We start from the raw sequence: 20995 nt of genomic DNA, 5'->3' as shown, positions 1-20995 counted from the left end.
TAGAGCTACTTCTTGTTCATCAGTTAAACCGTTACCGTCCTTGTCGTTTTCATCGACTACTGGTTCAGCAACGTCTTCAAGGCCTTTGATTGCAGAATCAAGTTCAGAAACCAGTTTATCAAGAGCATCTTGATCAGCAGGTTTAGTACCTACCGCTTCTTTCAGTGCATCCTGTACTGCTTTCCAAGATTCAGCAGTGTAATCAGCTTGATTCAGATCAAGCGCACCAGTAATCAGATCTTTTAGAGCTGCTTCTTTGGCATCAGACAGACCGTTATTGTCCTTATCGTTTTCATTTATTACAGCACGATAACCCTTTGAATTAACAGAGCTATCAGCAGTTAATATACCAACTGCCACTGCACCCGCCCCCCATGGTAAAAGATCAAGAAAGAAATTTTCAGAACCTTTATAAAGTAATGATTCAAGTTCATTTAAAGGGTTATAACTAACACTATCAAAGTTAAATAAGAACATTTCCGATTGTTCATTTCTAAAAACTAATGAACTCTTTTCCGGATTAAATTGATCAACTAATATTTTTTCGCCATTTTTTAAAGTGATTACTGCTTGGTTGTTTATATATTCTATTTTTTCTATATCTTCGACTTTTACATCTACTAGAACTACAGAATCTTTGTTGAGTTCTATTTTTTCCAGATACTCTTTTATTAATTGATTATTACCGCCCGCTTTTGAAATAACTTGAACCTGCATAGGAAACCCCTATAAAACCTACTTAAACAGTTGGTATTAATTAAAGATTTATTAAAAACATTTTTCAAGCAATTACTCTACTTTTTTACAATATAATTTTACAGATAATAATAATCATTTCTGGTTTAACTATCACTTTTTTAACAATAGCTAATCATTCATTAATAGTTTTATATAAAATAAAATTAAGTTATTGTTTTACATAGTTTAATAAGACTCATAAAGTTAAAATATTTAGTTTTTTTAAAAAATTACATTCAAATAAATTATATTTAATCTTATAAAATTTATGTTTTTTTACTTTTCTAGATTTGGAAAGTATTTATTTCTAAAAATTTATTTTTATTACTTTTAATGTAAACTTCACATTGAAAAACAGTTAATTTATTAAAATAAATATATTAAGTATCACTCTGAATGATATCTCTGATTAAAATAGATCACACCTAAATTATTTAATATTTTTAAATTAATATTTAAGATTTTCTTAAACTATTTTTTATTGTTATACTTTATTTCTATATTTATAGAATCTGATCACTAAAAATTAATATTAAGTACTTATTCGACTCGAAAATAAAATCACTATATTCTATAAAAATATTAAGAGCAGATATTTAACTTCAAAACCTGCTCTTAAATAAAAAATCAGTAATATCTAACTATCTATAAGATTCTAACCCAATTCATTTCTAATATTATTCACCATATGTAATAAGCGTGGTGCAATATCATTTTTGATTTTCTCTTCATTGAGGAGAAAACTTGGACCGCCGCAGTTAAACACCAGTAGACCATGCTGTTCATGGACAAAAGGAACTGCAACCGAATTCACGTCCTTATGCCATTCACCGATTGAAAAGCAGAAACCATATTCCTGATAGTCTTTAAATGACTTCTCCAGATCTTTTTGGATCTGTGGCCATTCTTCAGCATGTTTACGGCGAATCGCATCAAGCAGAAAATCACGCTCATCTTCTGGCATTGCAGCCAGACAGGCGCGTCCCATAGAGCTTAAATGAATCGGTAAATGCGTTCCTACCTGACGACGCATGGTAACATTCCCCTTACCCTGCACTACATCCAGATAAATCATATTCAGACGGTCGCGGGTTGCCATCGCCACAGCAGCTTCAGCATAGTCCGCCAGATTTTTCATTAATGGATGAGCAACCGATCGCAAGGATAAATTCGACAGCATCGAATAACCAAAAGACAGTACGCCGACTGAGAGCTGAAACTTGCTCGAATTCGGAACCTGCTTTAAATATCCTAAACGGGATAAGGTATGGGTTAAACGGGTAATCGTCGGTTTAGGTAGACCTGTCATCTGTGACAGTTCCTGATTGCCCAGATGCTGATGTTTTGGACTAAAGCAGCGCAGTAACTCCAGACCACGTGCTAAAGCTGTAATAAATTGACGGTCATTTTCATCCTGCATATCTTCGATCGGATGCAATAACTCATGGCGCAAAGGCGCAATTAATTTTTCTTCCGACTGATCGGTTTCAGGTACATCATCAGACATGTCTTCACCGTCCTTCAAATTCATAATAAGTGTTTCGCATTGCGAAATTATAAATAATTATCTTGTATATAGCAAAGAAGCAACTTTGATTAAGTTGCTTCTTTATTGGACTTATGGGTTTTCTTGTTTATTAACCAATAATACCTTGGGCTTTTAGGGCCTCCAGTTTTTCCTCATCCACGATACATGAAAGAATCTCGTTGGTATGCTCACCTAACATTGGTGGCGCCTTACGGTATTCAACCGGTGTACGCGATAATTTAATTGGTGAACCAATCACCGTTAATTTTTCTTTTAACGGATGTGGGATCTCAACCAACATATTACGCGCTTGCACTTGCGGCTCTTGGAAAGCTTGCTCAAGGTTATTAATCAGGCCTACCGGAACTTTCACTGCGTGAATTGCTTGCACCCAATGCTTCGCAGTATTGCTTAAGAAATGTTTGGCTAGTAGCTCTGTGATTTCTACACGATGCTGAATACGCAGTGCATTGGTCACAAAACGTGGATCTTGTGGTAAATCAGGCAAACCAATTGCAGCGCTCAAGGCAACAAATTGCTTGTCATTACCACAAGCGATGATGAAATCCTGATCCGCAGCACGGAATACCTGATAAGGGACAATATTGGCATGCGCATTACCATAACGACCCGGGATTTTACCTGAAGCCAGGTAGTTCATCCCTTGGTTAGCCAGCAACGCTACTTGTACATCCAGCAATGCCATATCAATATGCTGACCGAGACCAGTGACATGACGATTCAGCAAGGCTGCCTGAATGGCAATGGTTGAATACAAACCTGTGGTCAAATCCGCAAAAGCCACACCGACTTTTTGTGGTCCGCCACCCGGTAAGTCATCTTTCTCGCCAGTGACAGACATTAAACCGCCCATACCTTGGATAATGAAGTCATAACCTGGTTCAGGTGCGCGAGGGCCTGTCTGACCAAAGCCAGTAATGGAGCAATACACCAGTTTCGGATTGATTGCGCTTAGGCTTTCATAATCCAGCCCGTATTTTTTCAAAGAACCCGCTTTGTAGTTTTCGATGACTACATCAGAATCTGCAGCTAGTGCTTTGACCAATTCCTGACCTTCAGGCGTTGAAATATCTATCGCAACTGACATTTTATTACGGTTAGCTGACTGGTAATATGCCGCTTCACGTGTATTTTCACCTTGGTCATTCTTCATCCAAGGCGGTCCCCACATACGGGTATCATCACCCGTTTTAGGACGTTCAACTTTAATCACTTCAGCGCCTAAATCCGCGAGGATTTGACCACACCAAGGACCTGCAAGTACGCGACTTAAATCCAGTACGCGAATACCCTCTAATGCACCCATGTGTTTTTCCTTTGTTTATACGCGTTCAATGACCAGTGCCAGGCCTTGGCCTACACCGATACACAGACTAATCACAGCATATTTTTTGCCGCTGCGCTGTAATTCACGAGCAGTGCTGAGCACTAAACGAGCACCTGAAGCACCAAGTGGATGACCAACTGCAATCGCACCGCCATTTGGATTGACACGCACATCATCAAATACGACATCCAGACCTTTCAAACAAGCTAAAACTTGTGATGCAAAAGCTTCATTGATTTCAATGATATCCATGTCATCCAACGTTAAGTTGGCTCGTTTTAACGCTAGTTTGATCGCATCAACCGGACCTGCGCCCATAATACGTGGTTCAATACCCGCAGCTGCTGAAGCAATGATTTTCGCCATTGGCTGGATGCCCAGTTTTTCCTGAGCAGCTTCCGAACCAATAATTAAAGCAGCAGCACCGTCATTTACACCTGACGCATTACCCGCAGTCACTACACCGCCTTCAAACAGTGGACGTAGTTTCTGTAGCGCTTCCAAGTTAGAAGATGGACGTGGATGTTCGTCTTGATCGACCAGTTTTGGGGGCAATTTACGGCCTTGAGGCACTTCAACACCCACGATCTCGTCAGCAAAGAAACCTGCCTGTTTAGCTGCTTCATATTTGGCTTGTGATGCTGCAGCAAACTGGTCTGCATCTTCACGGGTTACACCGTATTCTACTGCTACATTATCGCCAGTTTGCGGCATGGTGTCATTGCCGAACTGTTTTTCAATGGCAGGGTTCGGAAAACGTGCGCCGATGGTTGAATCGAATACTTTAAAATCACGGCTAAATGGTGTTTCAGATTTGGCAAAGACAAACGGTGCACGAGACATCGACTCGACACCACCTGCAAGGAAGATATCCCCTTCATTACAAGTAATCGCACGAGCTGCATCAATCACCGCTGCTAAACCTGAAGCACATAGACGGTTCACAGTTTGTGCTGGCGTTTTCACATCCAGACCCGCTAATAACGTTGCATGACGTGCAATGTTACGACTGTCTTCACCCGCCTGATTGGTATTACCCAGAATTACATCATCAAAAATATCAGCAGCTAAATTATGCTTCTCTACCAATGCCTTAATCACATGTGCAGCAAGATCATCTGGACGAACCTTTGCCAGGCTACCTGCATGACGACCAAATGGCGTACGTAATCCATCATAAATATATGCATTTAACATGAGTTTGATTCCTTAAACTGCTGCAGTGTGAAGAAGAGAAAGTTTTAAACGGGCACGGCGTTGTACCCATGGACTTGGACGGTAACGCTGGTCACCGGTATTTGTCAGGATACGTTCCAGGATCAACAGGATACGTTCTGCGCCCAAAACATCACCCCATGAAATTGGTCCATGTGGGTAGCCCAGACCAAGTTTTACTGCTTTATCGATATCGGCTGCAGTTGCGATTTGTTGTTGGGCAATATCACAAGCCAGATTCACGACCATTGCCAATACGCGCTGTGCGACAAAGCCAATACTTTCAGCAATTACCGATACGCCATGACCATTTTTAGCAAACAATGCATGTGCCTGGTCGATATAGGCTTTTTGAGTTGCAATCGAAGGCATGATGGTACGGTGCTTGGCAAAATCAGTCAGCATATCGATGCTGATTGCACGAGTCGCATCGACATCAAAACGAAGCGCTGCAGTCGTGGTGTCTTCACCATAAGTGGCCAATAGAATCAGACTGTCAGCTGCCGGAGTTTCTGCACTGTCGATAACCAGACCTTGCTCACGGATATAGTCACGCAAGATACTGGCATCCTGTTCAAGATCTGCTTTGATCCAGACCGGGCTGAATTCAGTTACTTCAGGCGCAATCTGAGCCGGAGCTTCATTAGTCTTTTGACCATCCTGATACTTATAGAAACCTTCACCGACTTTACGACCGACTTTTTTACCAGCCAGCATTTGACGGGTTAAAGCGCTTGGACGATAACGGTCTTCCTGATAATACTGGTTGAAAATCGATTCCATCACTGGATGAGAAACATCCAGTGCAGTCAGGTCAAACAATTCCAGTGGTCCCATACGGAAACCGGCACCTTCACGCAGAATACGGTCGATTTCAGAAACAGAAGCTACACCTTCACCCAGGATTTTTAGTGCTTCAGTACCATAAGCACGACCCGCGTGATTGACAATGAATCCTGGCGTGTCTTTGGTACGCACACCAAAGTGACCCATATGTTGTGCCAGTTCGAGTAGATCTGCAACGACCTGTTCATCTGTTGCTAGGCCAGCAATCACTTCGACAATTTTCATCAAGGGCACTGGATTAAAGAAATGGAATCCAGCCATGCGACCTTGATGCTCAAGGTTGGATGCAATAGCAGTCACTGAAAGTGATGAGGTATTGGTTGCCAGAATGGTTTCTGGAGATACGATACTTTCCAGCTGTTTAAATAAACCTTGCTTGATGTCCAGATTTTCGATGATGGCTTCAACCACCAGATCAACACCAGCCACTTCTTCAATGCTATTCAGGATTTTGAAACGTGCCAGAGTTGCATTCAGAACTTCTTCAGTAAATTTACCTTTGGCTTGCAGCTTTTCAAGCGTAGCTTTAAGTTTAGCCAAACCTGCTTCTGCCGCACCTGCTTTGGCATCGAATAAGCGCACTTCCAGACCTGCCTGGGCTGCGATTTGCGCGATACCCATGCCCATTACACCAGTACCAATGAGCGCCATAGATTGAATGGTCATGTCTTATTCTCCAGTGTATTGTGCAGGACGTTTTTCAAAGAACGCATTCACGCCTTCTTTCTGATCTTTGGTATCAAATAAAATCTGGAAAGCTTTACGTTCCAATGCCAAAGCACCTTGTAAAGATTGATCTTGGCCAAGATTGGTCACTTCTTTAATTTGCTGAACCGCGATTGGAGAGAAAGACGCAATCGTTTGAGCAATCTCAATCGCATGGGTAATGGTGTTTTCATCTTCCACGACTTCAGAAACCAAGCCCATACGCTCAGCCTCAGCAGCTTTCACCAATTTACCGGTCAATACCCAAAGCATGGTTTGATATTTACCAATCGCGCGCAGTAAACGTTGTGTCCCACCTGCACCTGGCATCAAGCCCAGTTTCACTTCAGGCTGACCAAATTTGGCACTTTCACCGGCAATGATGATGTCCGCATGCATGGCCAGTTCACAGCCACCACCGAGTGCATAACCATTCACAGCCGCAATAATCGGTTTCGGACAGTCAGTAATACTTTGCCAGTACTGTTCAGTATGGCGTAAATACATTTGTGCTGTGGTTGCAGTAGTGAAATCTTTAATGTCTGCTCCCGCAGCAAAAACCTTTTCACCGCCGGTCAAAACAATGGCTTTTACAGCATCTAATTTTGAAAGGTATTGAAATGCTTCAGAGAGTTGCTGACGTAATTCCAGGTTCAAGGCATTACGTGCTTCCGGGCGATGGATTTGAACAATCGCGACGCCATCTTCCTGTACAGTCAATTTTAAAATTTCAGTGCTTTCCATAATCTTCTCATTTCGCACAGCGGTATTTAATTAACAATATACATAAATTTCGTTCAAAGTAAACTATTCAAATTTGAACAAAAAATATTTTATAACGCCTTAAAAATAGCATTAATCACATTAAATCAATTATTTAAATCTAATTTTAAAGCAAAACATAAATATCGCACAGCGAAATATACTTTCGTATATATTGATCCTTGTTTTAATTTTAATTAGTATCCGCATAAATTTAGCTTAGTGATGAGTTTTTATTCACATTGGACAAGATGTGGACAGAACGAAATCCTAGATACGGAGTTAGGACATGATTCGTGATCAGGAAACCTTAGACCAGTTGGTAGATATGATTCGCCAATTTGTAGAAGGCGTATTAATCCCAAATGAAGAAATTGTTGCAGAAACGGATGAAATTCCTGCAGAGATCGTGCAACAAATGAAAGAGTTGGGCTTATTTGGTTTAACCATTCCTGAAGAATATGACGGTCTTGGCCTGACCATGGAAGAAGAAGTCTATATCGCTTTTGAACTGGGCCGTACTTCCCCTGCTTTCCGCTCATTGATTGGTACGAATAACGGTATCGGCGCATCTGGCCTGATCATCGACGGTACTGAAGAGCAAAAACAGCACTTCCTGCCAAAACTGGCTAGCGGTGAAATTATTGGCTCTTTCTGTCTAACTGAACCGGATTCTGGTTCTGATGCAGCATCTTTGAAAACTACTGCTGTAAAAGATGGTGATGAGTACATTCTGAATGGTACCAAGCGTTTCATTACCAATGCCCCACATGCGGGTGTATTCACAGTAATGGCACGTACCAATCCTGAATTAAAAGGTGCTGCAGCTATTTCAGCGTTCATCGTTGACAGTAAATTGCCAGGTATTTCACTGGGTAAACGTGACAAGAAAATGGGCCAAAAAGGCGCACATACCTGTGACGTGATCTTTGAAAACTGCCGTATCCCTGCATCAGCTTTGATTGGCGGTGTAGAAGGCGTTGGCTTTAAAACTGCGATGAAGGTTCTGGATAAAGGCCGTATCCACATTGCCGCACTAAGCGTGGGTGCTGCAACCCGTATGCTGGAAGATTCATTGCAATATGCCGTTGAACGTAAGCAGTTCGGTCAGGCGATTGCCAACTTCCAGTTGATCCAGGGCATGCTGGCAGATTCTAAAGCTGAAATTTATGCAGCGAAATGTATGGTGCTTGATGCAGCGCGTCGTCGTGATGCCGGCCAGAACGTAAGTACTGAAGCATCTTGCGCAAAAATGTTTGCAACAGAAATGTGTGGCCGTGTCGCTGACCGTGGTGTGCAAATCCATGGTGGCGCGGGCTACATCAGTGAATATGCAATTGAGCGCTTCTACCGCGATGTGCGTTTATTCCGTCTTTATGAAGGAACCACGCAGATCCAGCAAGTCATTATTGCTCGCAATATGATTCGCGAGGCGACTCAGTAACAAGTTTGGCCTGATCAACTCTCCTTGCGATCAGGCCTTTTTTATAGGTAATGGATGATGGCTATAACGAATACAATTTCAAAAATTGGCCCAAATACCTGGAAAATCGCATTTATCTTTGCATTCCTCGCCCTGCTGGTCGATGGTGCGGATTTAATGCTGCTTTCCTACAGCTTAAACAGTATTAAAGCTGAATTTGGCCTAACCTCTGTGGAAGCTGGGATGCTCGGAAGCTTTACCCTTGCAGGTATGGCAGTTGGAGGTATATTCGGAGGGTGGGCTTGTGATAAATTCGGTCGTGTACGTACCGTCGTTGTCTCAATCCTTTTATTTTCGGCATTGACTTGTGGTCTTGGTTTTACCCAAAGCTTTGCTCAATTTGGTGCATTACGTTTCTTCGCTTCTCTTGGCTTGGGTTCTTTGTATATTGCATCGAATACTTTAATGGCTGAGTACGTACCTACTAAATATCGTACTACCGTTTTAGGTACATTACAGGCTGGCTGGACAGTTGGCTATATCGTTGCGACCTTGCTTGCGGGCTGGTTAATTCCAGATCACGGCTGGCGCATGCTGTTCTATGTAGCTGCGATTCCAATTGCCTTGGCTATTTTGATGCACATTCTGGTACCAGAACCAGCGGCATGGCAAGAAAACCGCTTCAAGAAAGTTGAAGTGACTGACAAACCTGCTGAGTCGACCTGGAAGCTGATTTTCCAGGATAAGAAAAACCGTAACATGTTTATCTTATGGGCTTTGACTGCCGGTTTCCTTCAGTTTGGTTACTATGGCGTAAACAACTGGATGCCAACATACCTTGAAAGTGAACTGGGTATGAAGTTCAAGGAAATGACTGCCTACATGGTCGGTACCTATACCGCGATGATTCTAGGTAAAATCCTTGCAGGCTTAATGGCAGATAAATTCGGACGTCGTTTTACTTATGCCTTCGGTGCGATTGGTACTGCGATCTTCCTACCACTGATCGTATTCTATAACTCACCAGACAATATCCTGTACTTATTGGTGATCTTCGGTTTCCTATATGGTATTCCATATGGTGTGAATGCGACTTATATGACTGAAAGCTTCCCAACCAACGTACGCGGCACAGCAATTGGTGGTGCATATAATGTCGGTCGTTTAGGTGCGGCAATTGCCCCAGCTACGATTGGTTATCTGGCAACAGGCGGTTCGATCGGTCTTGGCTTCCTGGTCATGGGTGCTGCATACTTTATCTGTGGTCTGCTTCCTGCCCTGTTCATCAAAGAAAAACTCTACGATCCTCAAAAATCTTAATCCGTTTTAGAAAAAGCCTCCTAGGAGGCTTTTTTCATAATCAATTCCCAACTTTCTATTTAAAAACTTTTTCACTGTGGTAAAATACCGCTAAGCGAAACAGGATTTCTTATTATGGAAGATATTTCTAGAGAATCGATGGAGTTTGACGTTGTGATCGTAGGTGCGGGTCCTGCCGGCCTGTCTGCTGCAATCAAGATCCGTCAACTTGCAATTGAAAACAATTTAAATGATCTGTCCGTTTGTGTCGTGGAAAAAGGCTCCGAAGTCGGTGCACATATTCTTTCAGGTGCTGTGCTTGAACCACGTGCCATGAACGAACTGTTCCCGAACTGGAAAGAAGAAGGCGCGCCTTTAAATGTTCCTGTGACAGAAGATAAAACTTTCTTCCTTCTTTCAGATGAAAAATCACAAGAAGCCCCGCACTGGATGGTGCCGAAAACCATGCACAATGATGGCAACTATGTCATCTCACTCGGTAATGTAGTGCGCTGGTTAGGCCAGAAAGCCGAAGAACTGGAAGTATCGATCTTCCCGGGCTTTGCTGCTTCAGAAATTCTGTATCATGAAGATGGTACGGTGAAAGGTATCCAGACTGGTGACATGGGTATTGGTAAAGATGGCGAACCGACGCATAACTTTGCGCCGGGTTATGAGCTGCATGCCAAATACACCATCTTTGCTGAAGGCTGCCGCGGTCATTTAGGTAAACGCCTGATCCAGAAATTCAACCTGGATAAAGATGCTGATCCACAACACTACGGGATCGGCATTAAAGAGCTGTGGGAAATCGATCCTGCCAAGCATAAACCAGGTCTGGTAATGCACGGTGCCGGCTGGCCTTTATCTGAAACCGGTTCTTCAGGCGGCTGGTGGTTATACCATGCTGAAAACAACCAGGTGACATTAGGCATGATCGTGGATCTTTCTTATGAAAATCCACACATGTATCCATTCATGGAAATGCAGCGCTGGAAAACTCATCCACTGATCAAGCAATATCTGGAAGGTGGTAAACGTATTTCTTATGGTGCGCGTGCCGTAACCAAAGGTGGTTTTAACTCTCTGCCGAAATTCACCTTCCCGGGTGGATCTTTAATTGGTGATGATGCGGGCTTCCTGAACTTTGCCAAGATCAAAGGCTCACACACTGCCATGAAGTCCGGCATGCTCTGCGGTGAAGCGGTATTTGAAGCGATTGCTGCCGGTGTAGAAAAAGGCGGTGATCTGGCGATTGCGCGTGTGACCGAAGGTGAAGACTTCTTTGTAAAAGAACTGACTGCTTATACAGACAAGTTCAACAACAGCTGGTTAAAAGAAGAGCTGTACAGCGCGCGTAACTTTGGCCCGGCAATGCACAAGTTTGGTCAATGGATGGGTGGTGCATTCAACTTCATCGACCAGAACGTATTCAAAGTGCCATTCACCCTGCATGACCTGGTTCCTGACTTCAGCACGCTAAAAACGGTTGATGCAGTGAACTTCAAGCCGAACTATCCAAAACCGGATGGTAAGCTAACCTTTGACCGTCTGTCTTCTGTGTTTGTATCGAATACGGTGCATGAAGAAAACCAGCCTGCGCATTTAAAACTGACCGATGCTTCGATTCCAGTAGATGTCAACTTGCCAAAATGGGATGAGCCTGCTCAGCGTTACTGCCCGGCAGGTGTGTATGAAATCATGGAAAATGATGACGGTTCGAAACGCTTCCAGATCAACGCCGCGAACTGTGTACACTGCAAGACCTGTGACATCAAAGATCCATCTCAGAATATCACCTGGGTAACACCGGAAGGTGGCGGTGGTCCGAATTACCCGAATATGTAAGGTAATTCGTGTGAATGAGAATTCTTTCTTGTTCATATACCCAATTTTGAAGCAGTTATAACTAACACTTCACTTTAATTTTTTAGGTAATCCCAGTTCCCTAGGGAGCTGGGATTAAAAATAATCAAGAATAAAAAAATAAAAACAGATTCAGGTCTTTTTCGCTGACTTGCTGCTTAGACCAGCTTATTGATTGTGAAATATTGTGCCCCAGTAAAAAACCAAGACCTTATCTAGTCATTTTTATCCATATACGTTGTCTTTAATTAAAATTAATTGCCTGAATATAAAAACACTTTAGTCGTATTCCTCTTTGGTTCTTCCTATTCAAAATGCTATTGTACAAAAAGTTTCCAATTTCTTATTTTCTAATCACGATCTAGTTTCATGACTTATAAACTAAATGCCCGACATCTGGTGCTAGACCTGCTCTATGCCTCACATAACTCTACTGTTAGCATCAAACAGATGTTATGTGCAGCAGATTTATTAGGAATCTCTGACAACAGCTTGCGGGTTGCAGTCGCACGACTCAATCAGGAGCAGATCATTCAGTCAGTAGAACGCGGCATTTATCAGTTAATTGAAAAAAAATTTGATACTTCTTTTATCAGCCTGAACAAACATCCCAATATGCAGACCGCTACGGCTTGGGATGGCAAATACATTCTGGTTTATACCGGTGCGTTGGGACGAGTAGATCGTACGGCCTTATCTAAACGGGAAAAAGCCCTGCGTTATTATGGATTTCAGGAGCTGGAACAGAATGTGTTTATCCGCCCGGATAATTTACAACTCAGTTTGAACGAGCTTAAATCAGCAGCCGTCAAGTTTGGTCTGGATCAAGGCGCACGATTTTTTCAGGTCAGCGAGATCGATCAGCACACTCATGTATCTGCACTTTGGGATATTCATGGCCTGCATCAAACTTATTTGAATATCAGTCAGGAAATTGAACAATGGTTTGAAAACCATCAACAGTTATCCTTGGCTGAATCAGCTAAAACTGCCTTTTATCTGGCAAAATCTGCTGTATTTAGTCTGCGTGCAGATCCGCTATTGCCTGAAGAATGGCTAGACGCTCCAGCCCGACAAAAATTTGAACTGGCTGTACGGCGTATGGAAGAACAAGGCCAGCAGTTATGGCAGCAATATTTTCAGCAGCAAGGCGTATAATTTATTTCCTATACACTCACAAAAATAAATTGACTGTAATATTTTAATTCAAATATAGTGACAAGAAATACAAGAACTAGATCAAGGCAGAATAATGAACAGTAAAGTGAGTGTCACAGAGCTATTTAGCCGTGAAGAAATCAGGGAGCTGACCACCCCATCCGACTTACAGGGGGCTCTGGCAGTGGGCTCAACTTGGGCTGTGATTGTTTTGACCTTTGGCACAATTGCTTATAGCTGGGAATATTTACCAGTCTGGGGAAAAATATTGATGTGTGCCTTGGCATTAGCCATTCTGGCGGGTCGCCAACTCGCTATGGCCATTTTGATGCACGACGCCTCACACCATAGTTTGTTTAAAACCAAGTGGCTAAACACACACTTCACTGACTGGCTATGCGCCCGTCCGATCTGGAATGAGGTCGGCAAATATCGACCATATCATTTGAAACATCATGCCCGCACCTCTCAACCTGATGATCCAGATTTAGGTCTGGTCAAAAACTTTCCAATTACTAAACAATCATTATTCAGAAAATTCTTTAGAGATCTAAATGGTCAATCTGGCCTGAAATTTCTGGCTGGCCGAGTCTTGATGGATTTAGAACTTCTGGAATGGAGTGTTTCCAATGATCCGAAACCAATTCCTCGTGGTAATCGCAGTAACTTGGAACTGGCAAAGAATCTGTTAAAAAATAGCTCGGGCATGCTGATTTCTAATGCTGCCCTATTTTCTGCACTTTGGGCCAGCGGTCATCCGAAACTTTATTTATTGTGGCCGTTAGCTTATATCACTCCTTTCCCACTCTTTATTCGTATCCGGGCAATGGCTGAGCATGCTGGTCTGGAAACTAGCCATTCTGCTTTAACTAATACCCGTACCACCCGTGCAGGATGGCTAGCGCGTGCTTTCGTTGCACCGATTCATGTAAATTATCATATTGAACATCATTTAATGGCCTCTGTTCCACATCAAAATCTGCCCAAAATGCATCAGATGTTGCGAGAGCGCGATTACGTGAAAGCACCACCGAGTTATAAAGATGTAATTGTGTCACTATTAAAAGGCTAAAATAAAAGATCGAAGTTTAAAAATACATTATGGGTGATAGCAAAATTTCTCAAACTTAATGTTGATGGCTTTCCTTATGCTCATGCAAATGGGCTGATTGCCGATGCTGTTCTGGGGGACAATCTTCTGCTTCAATTTGCAATGTCATCTCAGTAATGTGATGTTCATGGTGCAACATCTCGAATGCCTCCTGATGCAACTTTTTATAGTCAACTTCTGGCGCAACCAGATGCACGGTCAGTATGACTTTCTTGGAAGTAATCGCCCAGACTTTTAGCTGATGAATATCTTCAACACCGTCTAGCGCCAGTAGGTCATGGCGCAGTTTTTCAATATCGATTTCATCGGGAACTCCTTCCAGCAGAATATTGATGCTCTGTTTCAATAAAATCCATGTCCGTGGAATGACCCAGAATCCGATCATGACTGCAATCACGGTATCGATCCACATCCAGCCGCTGAAATAGATGATGATTGCGCCAATAATGACACCCACCGAACCCAGTGCATCACTCAGTACTTCCAGATAAGCCCCTTTAATATTCAAGCTTTCCTGACTGCTAGAAACCAGAATTTTCATGGAGATCAGGTTAATGGCCAGTCCAAGTATAGCGACAATCAACATGCCCAGACTTTCAATTTCAGGGGGATGGCTCAGGCGCTGGTAAGCTTCGAACAAGATATACATCGCCACCAGAAATAGCATAATCGCATTAAACAAAGCTGCCAGAATTTCAAATCGCTGGTAGCCAAAGGTACGTTTATCATCTGCGGGTTTTTGCCCGATCTTAATCGCAGCCAGTGCAATCGCCAGTGCAGCGGCATCAGTAAACATATGTGCTGCATCAGAAAGCAAGGCCAGACTCTGAGTCATAAAACCGGCAATAACTTCTACAATTAAAAAGGCTGTCGTTAGGGCTAAGGCGATGGACAGTTTTTTGGCATTCTTGGCACTAACTTCTACATGACTATGATCATGATGATGTGATCCACCCACCTTATACTCCTTTTCATTTGAATCTGATTCTAAGTTTTAGCTACTTCTTATTACCTATACTTTCTATACTACGCTTGCTCTGCTGATATTTAAGCAATTTTTTGTATAACTTGGCTCTCTTTTAAAATATCCATGTCTATTCATTAAGCAAACTTAGTACTTAAATTATTAAATTGACCTCTCTATACCGGACATAGAATCAAAACTCAGCATGAGTCCTCAATTTTTCATTTTCCAAAATCCAGGACTGCACTGAAGATCGCTGAAAATTACGCTGGATATAAGCCTGAATTTTTTCGGGAAGCTCAACATCGTGACTAAGCAGGCGATGCAGCATAAAGGCTAGATCAAAGTCTGCAATTGACCATTGTTCGGTGAGCCAAAGCTCTTCAACTAAAGTTTCTGTGATTGCCAGTAAGCGCTGAATATCCTGCATGGTTTCAGCCGATGCGATTAAAGGCCTTTTAGGTGGAACAAAGATCGAAGTTGAAAGCATATCCTGCCGGATAGAGGAAAAATCAGTTTTAATCAAAGCCTGAACGGCGCGACATTTTGCTCTGGCTTTCATCTCTGCAGGATATAAAGCAGGATAATCCGGTGCCGGAAAAGCATCTTCCAGGTATTCGGTAATCGCCCAAGATTCAAATAAATGAAAATCATCAATGATCAGACAAGGGACTTTGCCACTCGGACAAATTTTACGATAAGCCAAAGATTGCTGTTCCAGCAGATCCAGATCGATCATTTTTTCCTGAAAGTTGAGTCCTTTCTCTTTTAGAGCCACATAAACCGACATGGTATAAGGACTGATACGTTTTTTATCGACATATAAGCAGATATTGTGCATTTTTTATCCTGCCTCTTATGATTATCCACTGCTTTCTACTCTAACGCCATTTTTATAGAAAAGGACAATATCGCTGCATATTGATACAAAGCGGAGTCATAGGCTTACAGAGAGTTGCCGATTCGGATGAATCACCTACATAACGCTAAATCAGCGGATTAAAAAGACTTCTATTTTTTTGCAGAATAACGTTAAATAAATATTTTCCATTTAGACCTGACTGCTATGCTGAACCTTGACCACTTCCCCGATACCGTATATGCCATTCAACATCTGGCTTTTGAAGACCTAGGTGCCTGGGAAGATGTGTTTTATCAGCTGGAATTACGTGTTCGCTATTTTGAAGCCGGTATTGATGACCTGCGTAAAGCTTATGAATATACAGGTCTGACAATTATTTTAGGGGGTCCAATTGGTGTTTATGAAACGGAGGACTACCCTTTCTTACAACAAGAAATAGACTTACTTAAAGTGCGTTTAGAAAAGAATTTACCCACTTTAGGTATTTGTCTGGGTGCTCAACTCATGGCTCATGCACTCGGTGCTAAAGTCTATGCAGGACATAGCAAAGAAATTGGCTGGTCTAAACTTACTCTTCCAGCCACTGAGAATAATCCACTACAAGCCTTGGAAAATATTGAAGTGCTACATTGGCATGGCGATACTTTTGATCTGCCTAAACAGGCTGAATTATTAGCCAGTTCCAATCTCTATCCAAATCAGGCTTTCCGGATAGGATCAAATATTCTGGCTCTGCAATTTCATCCTGAAGTCGCTGGCGATAGCTTGGAAAAATGGCTAGTTGGTCATACCTCTGAATTACGTCAAGCTAAAATTAATATCCCAGTTCTTCGGGCAGCCAATCTTCAATTTGCACCTGTACTGGAAGGCACTTCTAAAGCTGTCCTAGAGCAATATCTGACTCAGTTAAAAATAGTATCTTGAGCAAAGGTACTGGATAAATATTTATGATTAAAAGTTTGCAAAATAGATTAATGGAATCATAGCTAAGATTTTTTAGTTTAGATAGATGCCGATTCTGTTTCATAATTCATCTATTGGCCCAATAAAAAAGCACCTTTATAAAGGTGCTTTTTTATTTTTATGCAGAATGGAAATAAATCTTATTTCTTTGCAGGTTCTGTAGGAATGGTCGCTTCCGTAGTGATCTGAACAGTAATCTTGTCACTCACATGCGGAACATTCGCGCCTAAGCCGAATGCAGAACGGTCAAATGATGTTGTGGCATTAAAACCAATTGCCGGAACTTTTGCCATCGGATGTTCACCCTGTTTATTTAACACCGCATCCAATACCACTGGCTTGGTCACGCCTTTAACGGTTAAATTACCGGTAATCTTGAAGTTCTTTTTGTCCTTGGTTTCTACCTTAGTACTTTTGAAGGTAATATTTGGATATTTGGCTGCATCAAAGAAATCTTCTTTCTTTAAATGGTCATCCAGTGCAGTCACATTAGTATTAATACTAGAGACTGGAATGGTCACATCTACAGAAGATTTGGCTGGCTGTTCATTGTCGACCACAATTTTACCCTGAATATCAGAGAAATTGCCTGATGGCGTAGAAAAACCAAAATGGTTCCAGCTAAATACCGTCGCAGTGTGACTCGGATCAATTGTATAAGTCACCGGTTTTGCAAAGCTGAAAGTTGCAACAGATGCGGCTACCAAGCCTAAAGTTAATGTTTTCAAATTCATGTTGTTATCTCTCGTCTGAATTAACTTCAGTTTATAGAATCTTGAACCGTTTACATCCCTAAAGATAAAACGTTTTGTTGCAACTATGAAACGATAAAATTGTAAATTCTGGTGTAAATATAAGTATTTAAGACATACGATACTGGACAAATCCGGTTTCTTTGGCCACTTTATCATAGAGCAATCTGGCTTTATGGTTTGATTCATGGGTCAGCCAATACACCCGATCACAATTACGCTGTTGTGCTACGTCATAGACATGTTGAATCAGTGCACGTGCTACGCCCTGCCCGCGATAATCCGGATGAACAAATATATCCTGTAAATAGGCATAAGGACGCATGGTCCAGCTACTGTCATGCTCAACCACATGAACTAGTCCGACTACTTTTCCATCAATCAGTGCAGCAAAACCATACATACTGTCCTGTCCAGGACTAGTGAGCTTGGCCCAGGTATTTTCATTAATTTCTTCTAAAATTTGCACCTCATAAAAAGTTTGATAGCCTTTCCATAAAAACAGCCATTCCGGCTGTGATATTTGCTCTAAAGATTTGATCTGGATCTGGGATGATATTTCCATATTGAGTAACTTCTTTGGTTTATGTATTTAATTATCCTTAAGTCAATTATTTACGATATAAGTCATTAAGTTTTTATAATGACACAAACTTAGATTTATCTTATCTAATGTTCGTAAGCAACTGCCAGATGAAAATCATCCGACATAAAAAAAGCCCCGCTCAGGGGCTTTTAGTATTTTCTATTAAAGTTTTTCAACCAGAATACGATCCACCTGTTTCAAACCAGAATGCTTTTCATGGTTCTTGCGACGTACTTTAATGATTTTTTCTTCAGCCATTTCCTGAAGTAATAGCTCAACCGCAACCATTGCTTCAAGGGGTAGATCCTGCCCGATCCATTTCTGCTCGCCTGCATCCATTAAAGTAATTTCATCACTAATTTGTTCATACAAGCTCATGTTTATCTCACTCTTTCATTTCAATTATGGGAGAACACTTTTTAGCGGTTGCCACATGAAAACAAGGCTAGAAAGCGGAAAAACAAAAGACGCCCCAAAACTGGGGCGCCCTTAAAAAATGACTTAATCAGTTGATTAAGCAGTAATCTCTTTTACAGCTGCTACAACAGCTTCAGTTGTGATACCGAAGTGTTTAAACAGGTCTTTAGCAGGTGCAGATTCGCCATAAGTGGTCATGCCGATCACACGTCCATCCAGACCTACAAATTTCCACCAGTAATCCACATGTGCAGCTTCAACTGCTACACGTGCACGAATATTTGAAGGAAGAACCGCTTCGCGATACGCAGCATCCTGTTTCACGAACTCTTCAGCACATGGCATAGAAACTACACGTACACCTTCAAGCTGTGCATAAGCTTCCATTGCAAGAGAAACTTCAGACCCAGTCGCAATGATGATCGCTTTCAATTCGCCTTTTTCTTCAGCCAGAACATAACCACCTTTCGCTACATTCTCAATTTGTGCTTGAGTACGCGTTTGGAATGGCAGGTTTTGACGAGAGAAGATCAACGCTGTTGGACCTTCTGAACGCATCAAAGCAGATTTCCAGGAAATCGCTGCTTCAACGGTGTCACATGGACGCCATGTATTCAGGTTTGGTGTACCACGTAAAGATGCGATTTGTTCGATTGGCTGGTGTGTAGGACCATCTTCACCCAGACCGATTGAATCGTGAGTGTAGACATGAATCACACGTTGTTTCATCAGCGCAGACATACGTACTGCATTACGTGCATATTCCATAAACATCAGGAATGTTGCTACATAAGGAATGAAACCGCCATGCAATGCTACACCATTGGCAATCGCAGTCATACCAAATTCACGTACGCCGTAATGAACATAGTTACCTGCTGGATTGTCCTGTACGCCTTGTGCACCTTTCCAAAGTGTCAGGTTAGAACCTGCAAGGTCAGCAGAACCACCCAGTACTTCTGGTAGTGAAGGCACAAGGGCTTGTAACGTATTTTGGCTCGCTTTACGTGTCGCAATGGTTTCTTCTTTCGCATTTACTTCAGCGATGTAAGCATCTGCTTTTGCAACGAAGTCAGCTGGAAGATCACCAGAAAGACGGCGTTTTAATTCAGCTGCTTCTGTTGGATATTTTGCTGCATAAGCGGCAAAAGTTTCATTCCATGCTGCTTCAGCTTGTGAACCTTTTTCTTTGGCATCCCAAGCTGCGTATACATCCTCAGGAATGACAAATGCTTCGTCTGACCAGCCAAGCGCTTCACGAGTCAGTACGATTTCGTCATTACCCAAAGGAGCACCGTGACAGTCTTCTTTACCCTGTTTGTTTGGTGAACCTAAACCGATCACTGTTTTACACATGATGATGGTTGGTTTATTCGCTTCAGCTTTTGCTTCAACAGTCGCTTGACGGATTGCATCAGCATCATGACCGTCAACTTTGATCACTTGCCAGCCATAAGACTTGAAGCGTTGTTCTGTATCGTCAGAGAACCAACCTTCAACTTCACCGTCAATTGAAATACCGTTGTCATCATAGTAAGCAATCAGCTTGCCCAGACCTAAAGTACCTGCCAAAGAACATGCTTCGTGAGAAACACCTTCCATCAAGCAGCCATCGCCCAGGAAGCAGTAAGTGTAGTGATCTACAACTTTGATATCTTCCTTGTTGAATTGCGCTGCTAAAGTTTTTTCAGCCAGTGCAAAACCAACAGCATTTGCGATACCTTGGCCTAATGGGCCAGTGGTTGTTTCAATACCCGGTGCATAGCCCAATTCTGGGTGACCTGGAGTTTTAGAATGAAGTTGACGGAATGCTTTAAGATCTTCAATTGAAAGATCATAGCCCGTTAAATGAAGAAGTGCGTATTGAAGCATAGAGCCATGGCCATTCGACAATACGAAACGGTCACGGTTAGCCCAATTCGGATTTGTTGGGTTATGGTTTAAGAATTCGCGCCAAACCACATCAGCGATATCTGCCATCCCCATTGGAGCACCTGGATGTCCTGAGTTTGCTTTTTGCACAGCATCCATTGCCAATACACGAATTGCGTTTGCAATACGACGTTCATTAAGCGGGGTTGTCATAAATCAGCGTCCAAATAAATTCAGAAGAAATAGGAAATGATGAAAAGACTTTCAAAACTGCCGTCTATTGTCTTAAAAAAACAGCGAGGGGTAAAGACTAGCCTACAATATTTATCAATTTATTGATCTTGTATTTACCTATCGGATAAATATTCTGCACTTTTAAGGTGCATTGATTGACTAGAGTCTAAGTTAAATTCTAATAAGATGATAAATCTGGGATTATTCTTAACTATTTTTTATAAATTAACCCGAATCCTGCTTAAGCCGATGACTTCATAATTTGAATTGTTGGCTTATTTTTATGGATCAGTTGATATGCACACAAGGACGCGTAAATCCCTCCTAGAAATCCATGAACACTACG

Annotated in this window: 18 protein-coding genes and 1 pseudogene; 6 read left to right on the top strand and 13 right to left on the bottom strand. The window is 42.0% G+C overall.

All coding sequences use genetic code 11. The annotated features are described in order from the left end of the window. The 6 genes from FTU00_RS14970 to FTU00_RS14945 form a co-directional block, all read right to left on the bottom strand. A partial coding sequence (locus FTU00_RS14970) for a BapA prefix-like domain-containing protein (protein WP_180179973.1) occupies window positions 1-717 on the bottom strand: 717 nt, incomplete at its 3' end. Between the two features lie 676 nt (window positions 718-1393). Beyond that, window positions 1394-2245, bottom strand: coding sequence for an IclR family transcriptional regulator (locus FTU00_RS14965; protein WP_078389771.1), 852 nt, complete (start codon window positions 2243-2245; stop codon window positions 1394-1396). Window positions 2246-2375: 130 nt separating this feature from the next. After that, window positions 2376-3593: a CaiB/BaiF CoA-transferase family protein gene (locus tag FTU00_RS14960; RefSeq protein ID WP_180179972.1), complete on the bottom strand. Its 1218-nt coding sequence runs from the start codon at window positions 3591-3593 to the stop codon at window positions 2376-2378. 15 nt (window positions 3594-3608) lie between these two features. Beyond that, window positions 3609-4811 carry a 3-oxoadipyl-CoA thiolase gene (locus FTU00_RS14955; protein WP_180179971.1) on the bottom strand — a complete coding sequence of 401 codons (1203 nt, stop codon included), beginning with the start codon at window positions 4809-4811 and terminating at the stop codon, window positions 3609-3611. A gap of 12 nt (window positions 4812-4823) precedes the next feature. After that, on the bottom strand, window positions 4824-6341 hold the full coding sequence (locus FTU00_RS14950) for a 3-hydroxyacyl-CoA dehydrogenase (RefSeq protein WP_180179970.1): 1518 nt from the start codon (window positions 6339-6341) through the stop codon (window positions 4824-4826). Between the two features lie 3 nt (window positions 6342-6344). Further along, window positions 6345-7124 carry an enoyl-CoA hydratase gene (locus FTU00_RS14945; RefSeq protein ID WP_180013092.1) on the bottom strand — a complete coding sequence of 260 codons (780 nt, stop codon included), beginning with the start codon at window positions 7122-7124 and terminating at the stop codon, window positions 6345-6347. Between the two features lie 307 nt (window positions 7125-7431). On the opposite strand from FTU00_RS14945, the gene FTU00_RS14940 reads away from it, so the two are divergent. From FTU00_RS14940 to FTU00_RS14920, 5 genes are all read left to right on the top strand, one after another. Continuing rightward, window positions 7432-8586, top strand: coding sequence for an acyl-CoA dehydrogenase family protein (locus FTU00_RS14940; RefSeq protein ID WP_166135179.1), 1155 nt, complete (start codon window positions 7432-7434; stop codon window positions 8584-8586). A gap of 57 nt (window positions 8587-8643) precedes the next feature. Further along, window positions 8644-9885, top strand: coding sequence for an MFS transporter (locus FTU00_RS14935; RefSeq protein ID WP_125279311.1), 1242 nt, complete (start codon window positions 8644-8646; stop codon window positions 9883-9885). Window positions 9886-9999: 114 nt separating this feature from the next. After that, window positions 10000-11712: an electron transfer flavoprotein-ubiquinone oxidoreductase gene (locus FTU00_RS14930; RefSeq protein ID WP_180179969.1), complete on the top strand. Its 1713-nt coding sequence runs from the start codon at window positions 10000-10002 to the stop codon at window positions 11710-11712. A 387-nt stretch (window positions 11713-12099) separates the two neighbouring features. After that, entirely contained in the window at window positions 12100-12888 is a 789-nt protein-coding gene (locus FTU00_RS14925) for a PaaX family transcriptional regulator C-terminal domain-containing protein (RefSeq protein ID WP_180179968.1), read from the top strand. 94 nt (window positions 12889-12982) lie between these two features. Continuing rightward, on the top strand, window positions 12983-13960 hold the full coding sequence (locus FTU00_RS14920; protein WP_180179967.1) for a fatty acid desaturase family protein: 978 nt from the start codon (window positions 12983-12985) through the stop codon (window positions 13958-13960). A gap of 55 nt (window positions 13961-14015) precedes the next feature. On the opposite strand, the gene FTU00_RS14915 is transcribed toward FTU00_RS14920, so the two are convergent. Continuing rightward, window positions 14016-14957: a cation diffusion facilitator family transporter gene (locus tag FTU00_RS14915; RefSeq protein WP_180179966.1), complete on the bottom strand. Its 942-nt coding sequence runs from the start codon at window positions 14955-14957 to the stop codon at window positions 14016-14018. Window positions 14958-15156: 199 nt separating this feature from the next. Next, window positions 15157-15804 carry a glutathione transferase gene (gene yfcF / locus FTU00_RS14910; protein ID WP_180179965.1) on the bottom strand — a complete coding sequence of 216 codons (648 nt, stop codon included), beginning with the start codon at window positions 15802-15804 and terminating at the stop codon, window positions 15157-15159. A 225-nt stretch (window positions 15805-16029) separates the two neighbouring features. On the opposite strand from yfcF, the gene FTU00_RS14905 reads away from it, so the two are divergent. Continuing rightward, complete coding sequence (locus FTU00_RS14905) at window positions 16030-16749, top strand: glutamine amidotransferase (protein ID WP_180179964.1); 720 nt, start codon at window positions 16030-16032, stop codon at window positions 16747-16749. Between the two features lie 179 nt (window positions 16750-16928). On the opposite strand, the gene FTU00_RS14900 is transcribed toward FTU00_RS14905, so the two are convergent. From FTU00_RS14900 to FTU00_RS14880, 5 genes and pseudogenes are all read right to left on the bottom strand, one after another. Next, the gene (locus FTU00_RS14900; RefSeq protein WP_180179963.1) at window positions 16929-17522 is read right to left on the bottom strand and encodes a YceI family protein; all 594 of its coding nucleotides are present in this window, start codon (window positions 17520-17522) and stop codon (window positions 16929-16931) included. Between the two features lie 127 nt (window positions 17523-17649). Continuing rightward, the gene (locus tag FTU00_RS14895; RefSeq protein ID WP_180179962.1) at window positions 17650-18105 is read right to left on the bottom strand and encodes a GNAT family N-acetyltransferase; all 456 of its coding nucleotides are present in this window, start codon (window positions 18103-18105) and stop codon (window positions 17650-17652) included. Between the two features lie 183 nt (window positions 18106-18288). Further along, window positions 18289-18504 carry a hypothetical protein gene (locus FTU00_RS14890; protein WP_004786275.1) on the bottom strand — a complete coding sequence of 72 codons (216 nt, stop codon included), beginning with the start codon at window positions 18502-18504 and terminating at the stop codon, window positions 18289-18291. 135 nt (window positions 18505-18639) lie between these two features. Then, on the bottom strand, window positions 18640-20628 hold the full coding sequence (tkt, locus tag FTU00_RS14885) for a transketolase (protein WP_180179961.1): 1989 nt from the start codon (window positions 20626-20628) through the stop codon (window positions 18640-18642). Window positions 20629-20890: 262 nt separating this feature from the next. Next, window positions 20891-20995, bottom strand: a pseudogene (locus tag FTU00_RS14880) (IS982 family transposase); the annotation flags it as partial.

Source organism: Acinetobacter sp. YH12041, from assembly GCF_013419975.1.
Lineage (GTDB): Bacteria > Pseudomonadota > Gammaproteobacteria > Pseudomonadales > Moraxellaceae > Acinetobacter.
The sequence above is the reverse complement of the archived record's forward strand: the minus strand, read 5'-3'. Positions and strand labels throughout refer to the sequence as shown.

What these genes read in the sequence shown, in the direction of transcription:
- FTU00_RS14890 (WP_004786275.1), bottom strand. Translation starts at nt 18,504, where the DNA reads ATGAGCTTGTATGAACAAATTAGTGATGAAATTACTTTAATGGATGCA.
- FTU00_RS14900 (WP_180179963.1), bottom strand. Translation starts at nt 17,522, where the DNA reads ATGAATTTGAAAACATTAACTTTAGGCTTGGTAGCCGCATCTGTTGCA.
- FTU00_RS14925 (WP_180179968.1), top strand. Translation starts at nt 12,100, where the DNA reads ATGACTTATAAACTAAATGCCCGACATCTGGTGCTAGACCTGCTCTAT.
- FTU00_RS14920 (WP_180179967.1), top strand. Translation starts at nt 12,983, where the DNA reads ATGAACAGTAAAGTGAGTGTCACAGAGCTATTTAGCCGTGAAGAAATC.
- FTU00_RS14905 (WP_180179964.1), top strand. Translation starts at nt 16,030, where the DNA reads ATGCTGAACCTTGACCACTTCCCCGATACCGTATATGCCATTCAACAT.
- FTU00_RS14895 (WP_180179962.1), bottom strand. Translation starts at nt 18,105, where the DNA reads ATGGAAATATCATCCCAGATCCAGATCAAATCTTTAGAGCAAATATCA.
- FTU00_RS14955 (WP_180179971.1), bottom strand. Translation starts at nt 4,811, where the DNA reads ATGTTAAATGCATATATTTATGATGGATTACGTACGCCATTTGGTCGT.
- FTU00_RS14935 (WP_125279311.1), top strand. Translation starts at nt 8,644, where the DNA reads ATGGCTATAACGAATACAATTTCAAAAATTGGCCCAAATACCTGGAAA.
- FTU00_RS14950 (WP_180179970.1), bottom strand. Translation starts at nt 6,341, where the DNA reads ATGACCATTCAATCTATGGCGCTCATTGGTACTGGTGTAATGGGCATG.
- FTU00_RS14965 (WP_078389771.1), bottom strand. Translation starts at nt 2,245, where the DNA reads ATGTCTGATGATGTACCTGAAACCGATCAGTCGGAAGAAAAATTAATT.
- FTU00_RS14945 (WP_180013092.1), bottom strand. Translation starts at nt 7,124, where the DNA reads ATGGAAAGCACTGAAATTTTAAAATTGACTGTACAGGAAGATGGCGTC.
- yfcF (WP_180179965.1), bottom strand. Translation starts at nt 15,804, where the DNA reads ATGCACAATATCTGCTTATATGTCGATAAAAAACGTATCAGTCCTTAT.
- tkt (WP_180179961.1), bottom strand. Translation starts at nt 20,628, where the DNA reads ATGACAACCCCGCTTAATGAACGTCGTATTGCAAACGCAATTCGTGTA.
- FTU00_RS14960 (WP_180179972.1), bottom strand. Translation starts at nt 3,593, where the DNA reads ATGGGTGCATTAGAGGGTATTCGCGTACTGGATTTAAGTCGCGTACTT.
- FTU00_RS14940 (WP_166135179.1), top strand. Translation starts at nt 7,432, where the DNA reads ATGATTCGTGATCAGGAAACCTTAGACCAGTTGGTAGATATGATTCGC.
- FTU00_RS14930 (WP_180179969.1), top strand. Translation starts at nt 10,000, where the DNA reads ATGGAAGATATTTCTAGAGAATCGATGGAGTTTGACGTTGTGATCGTA.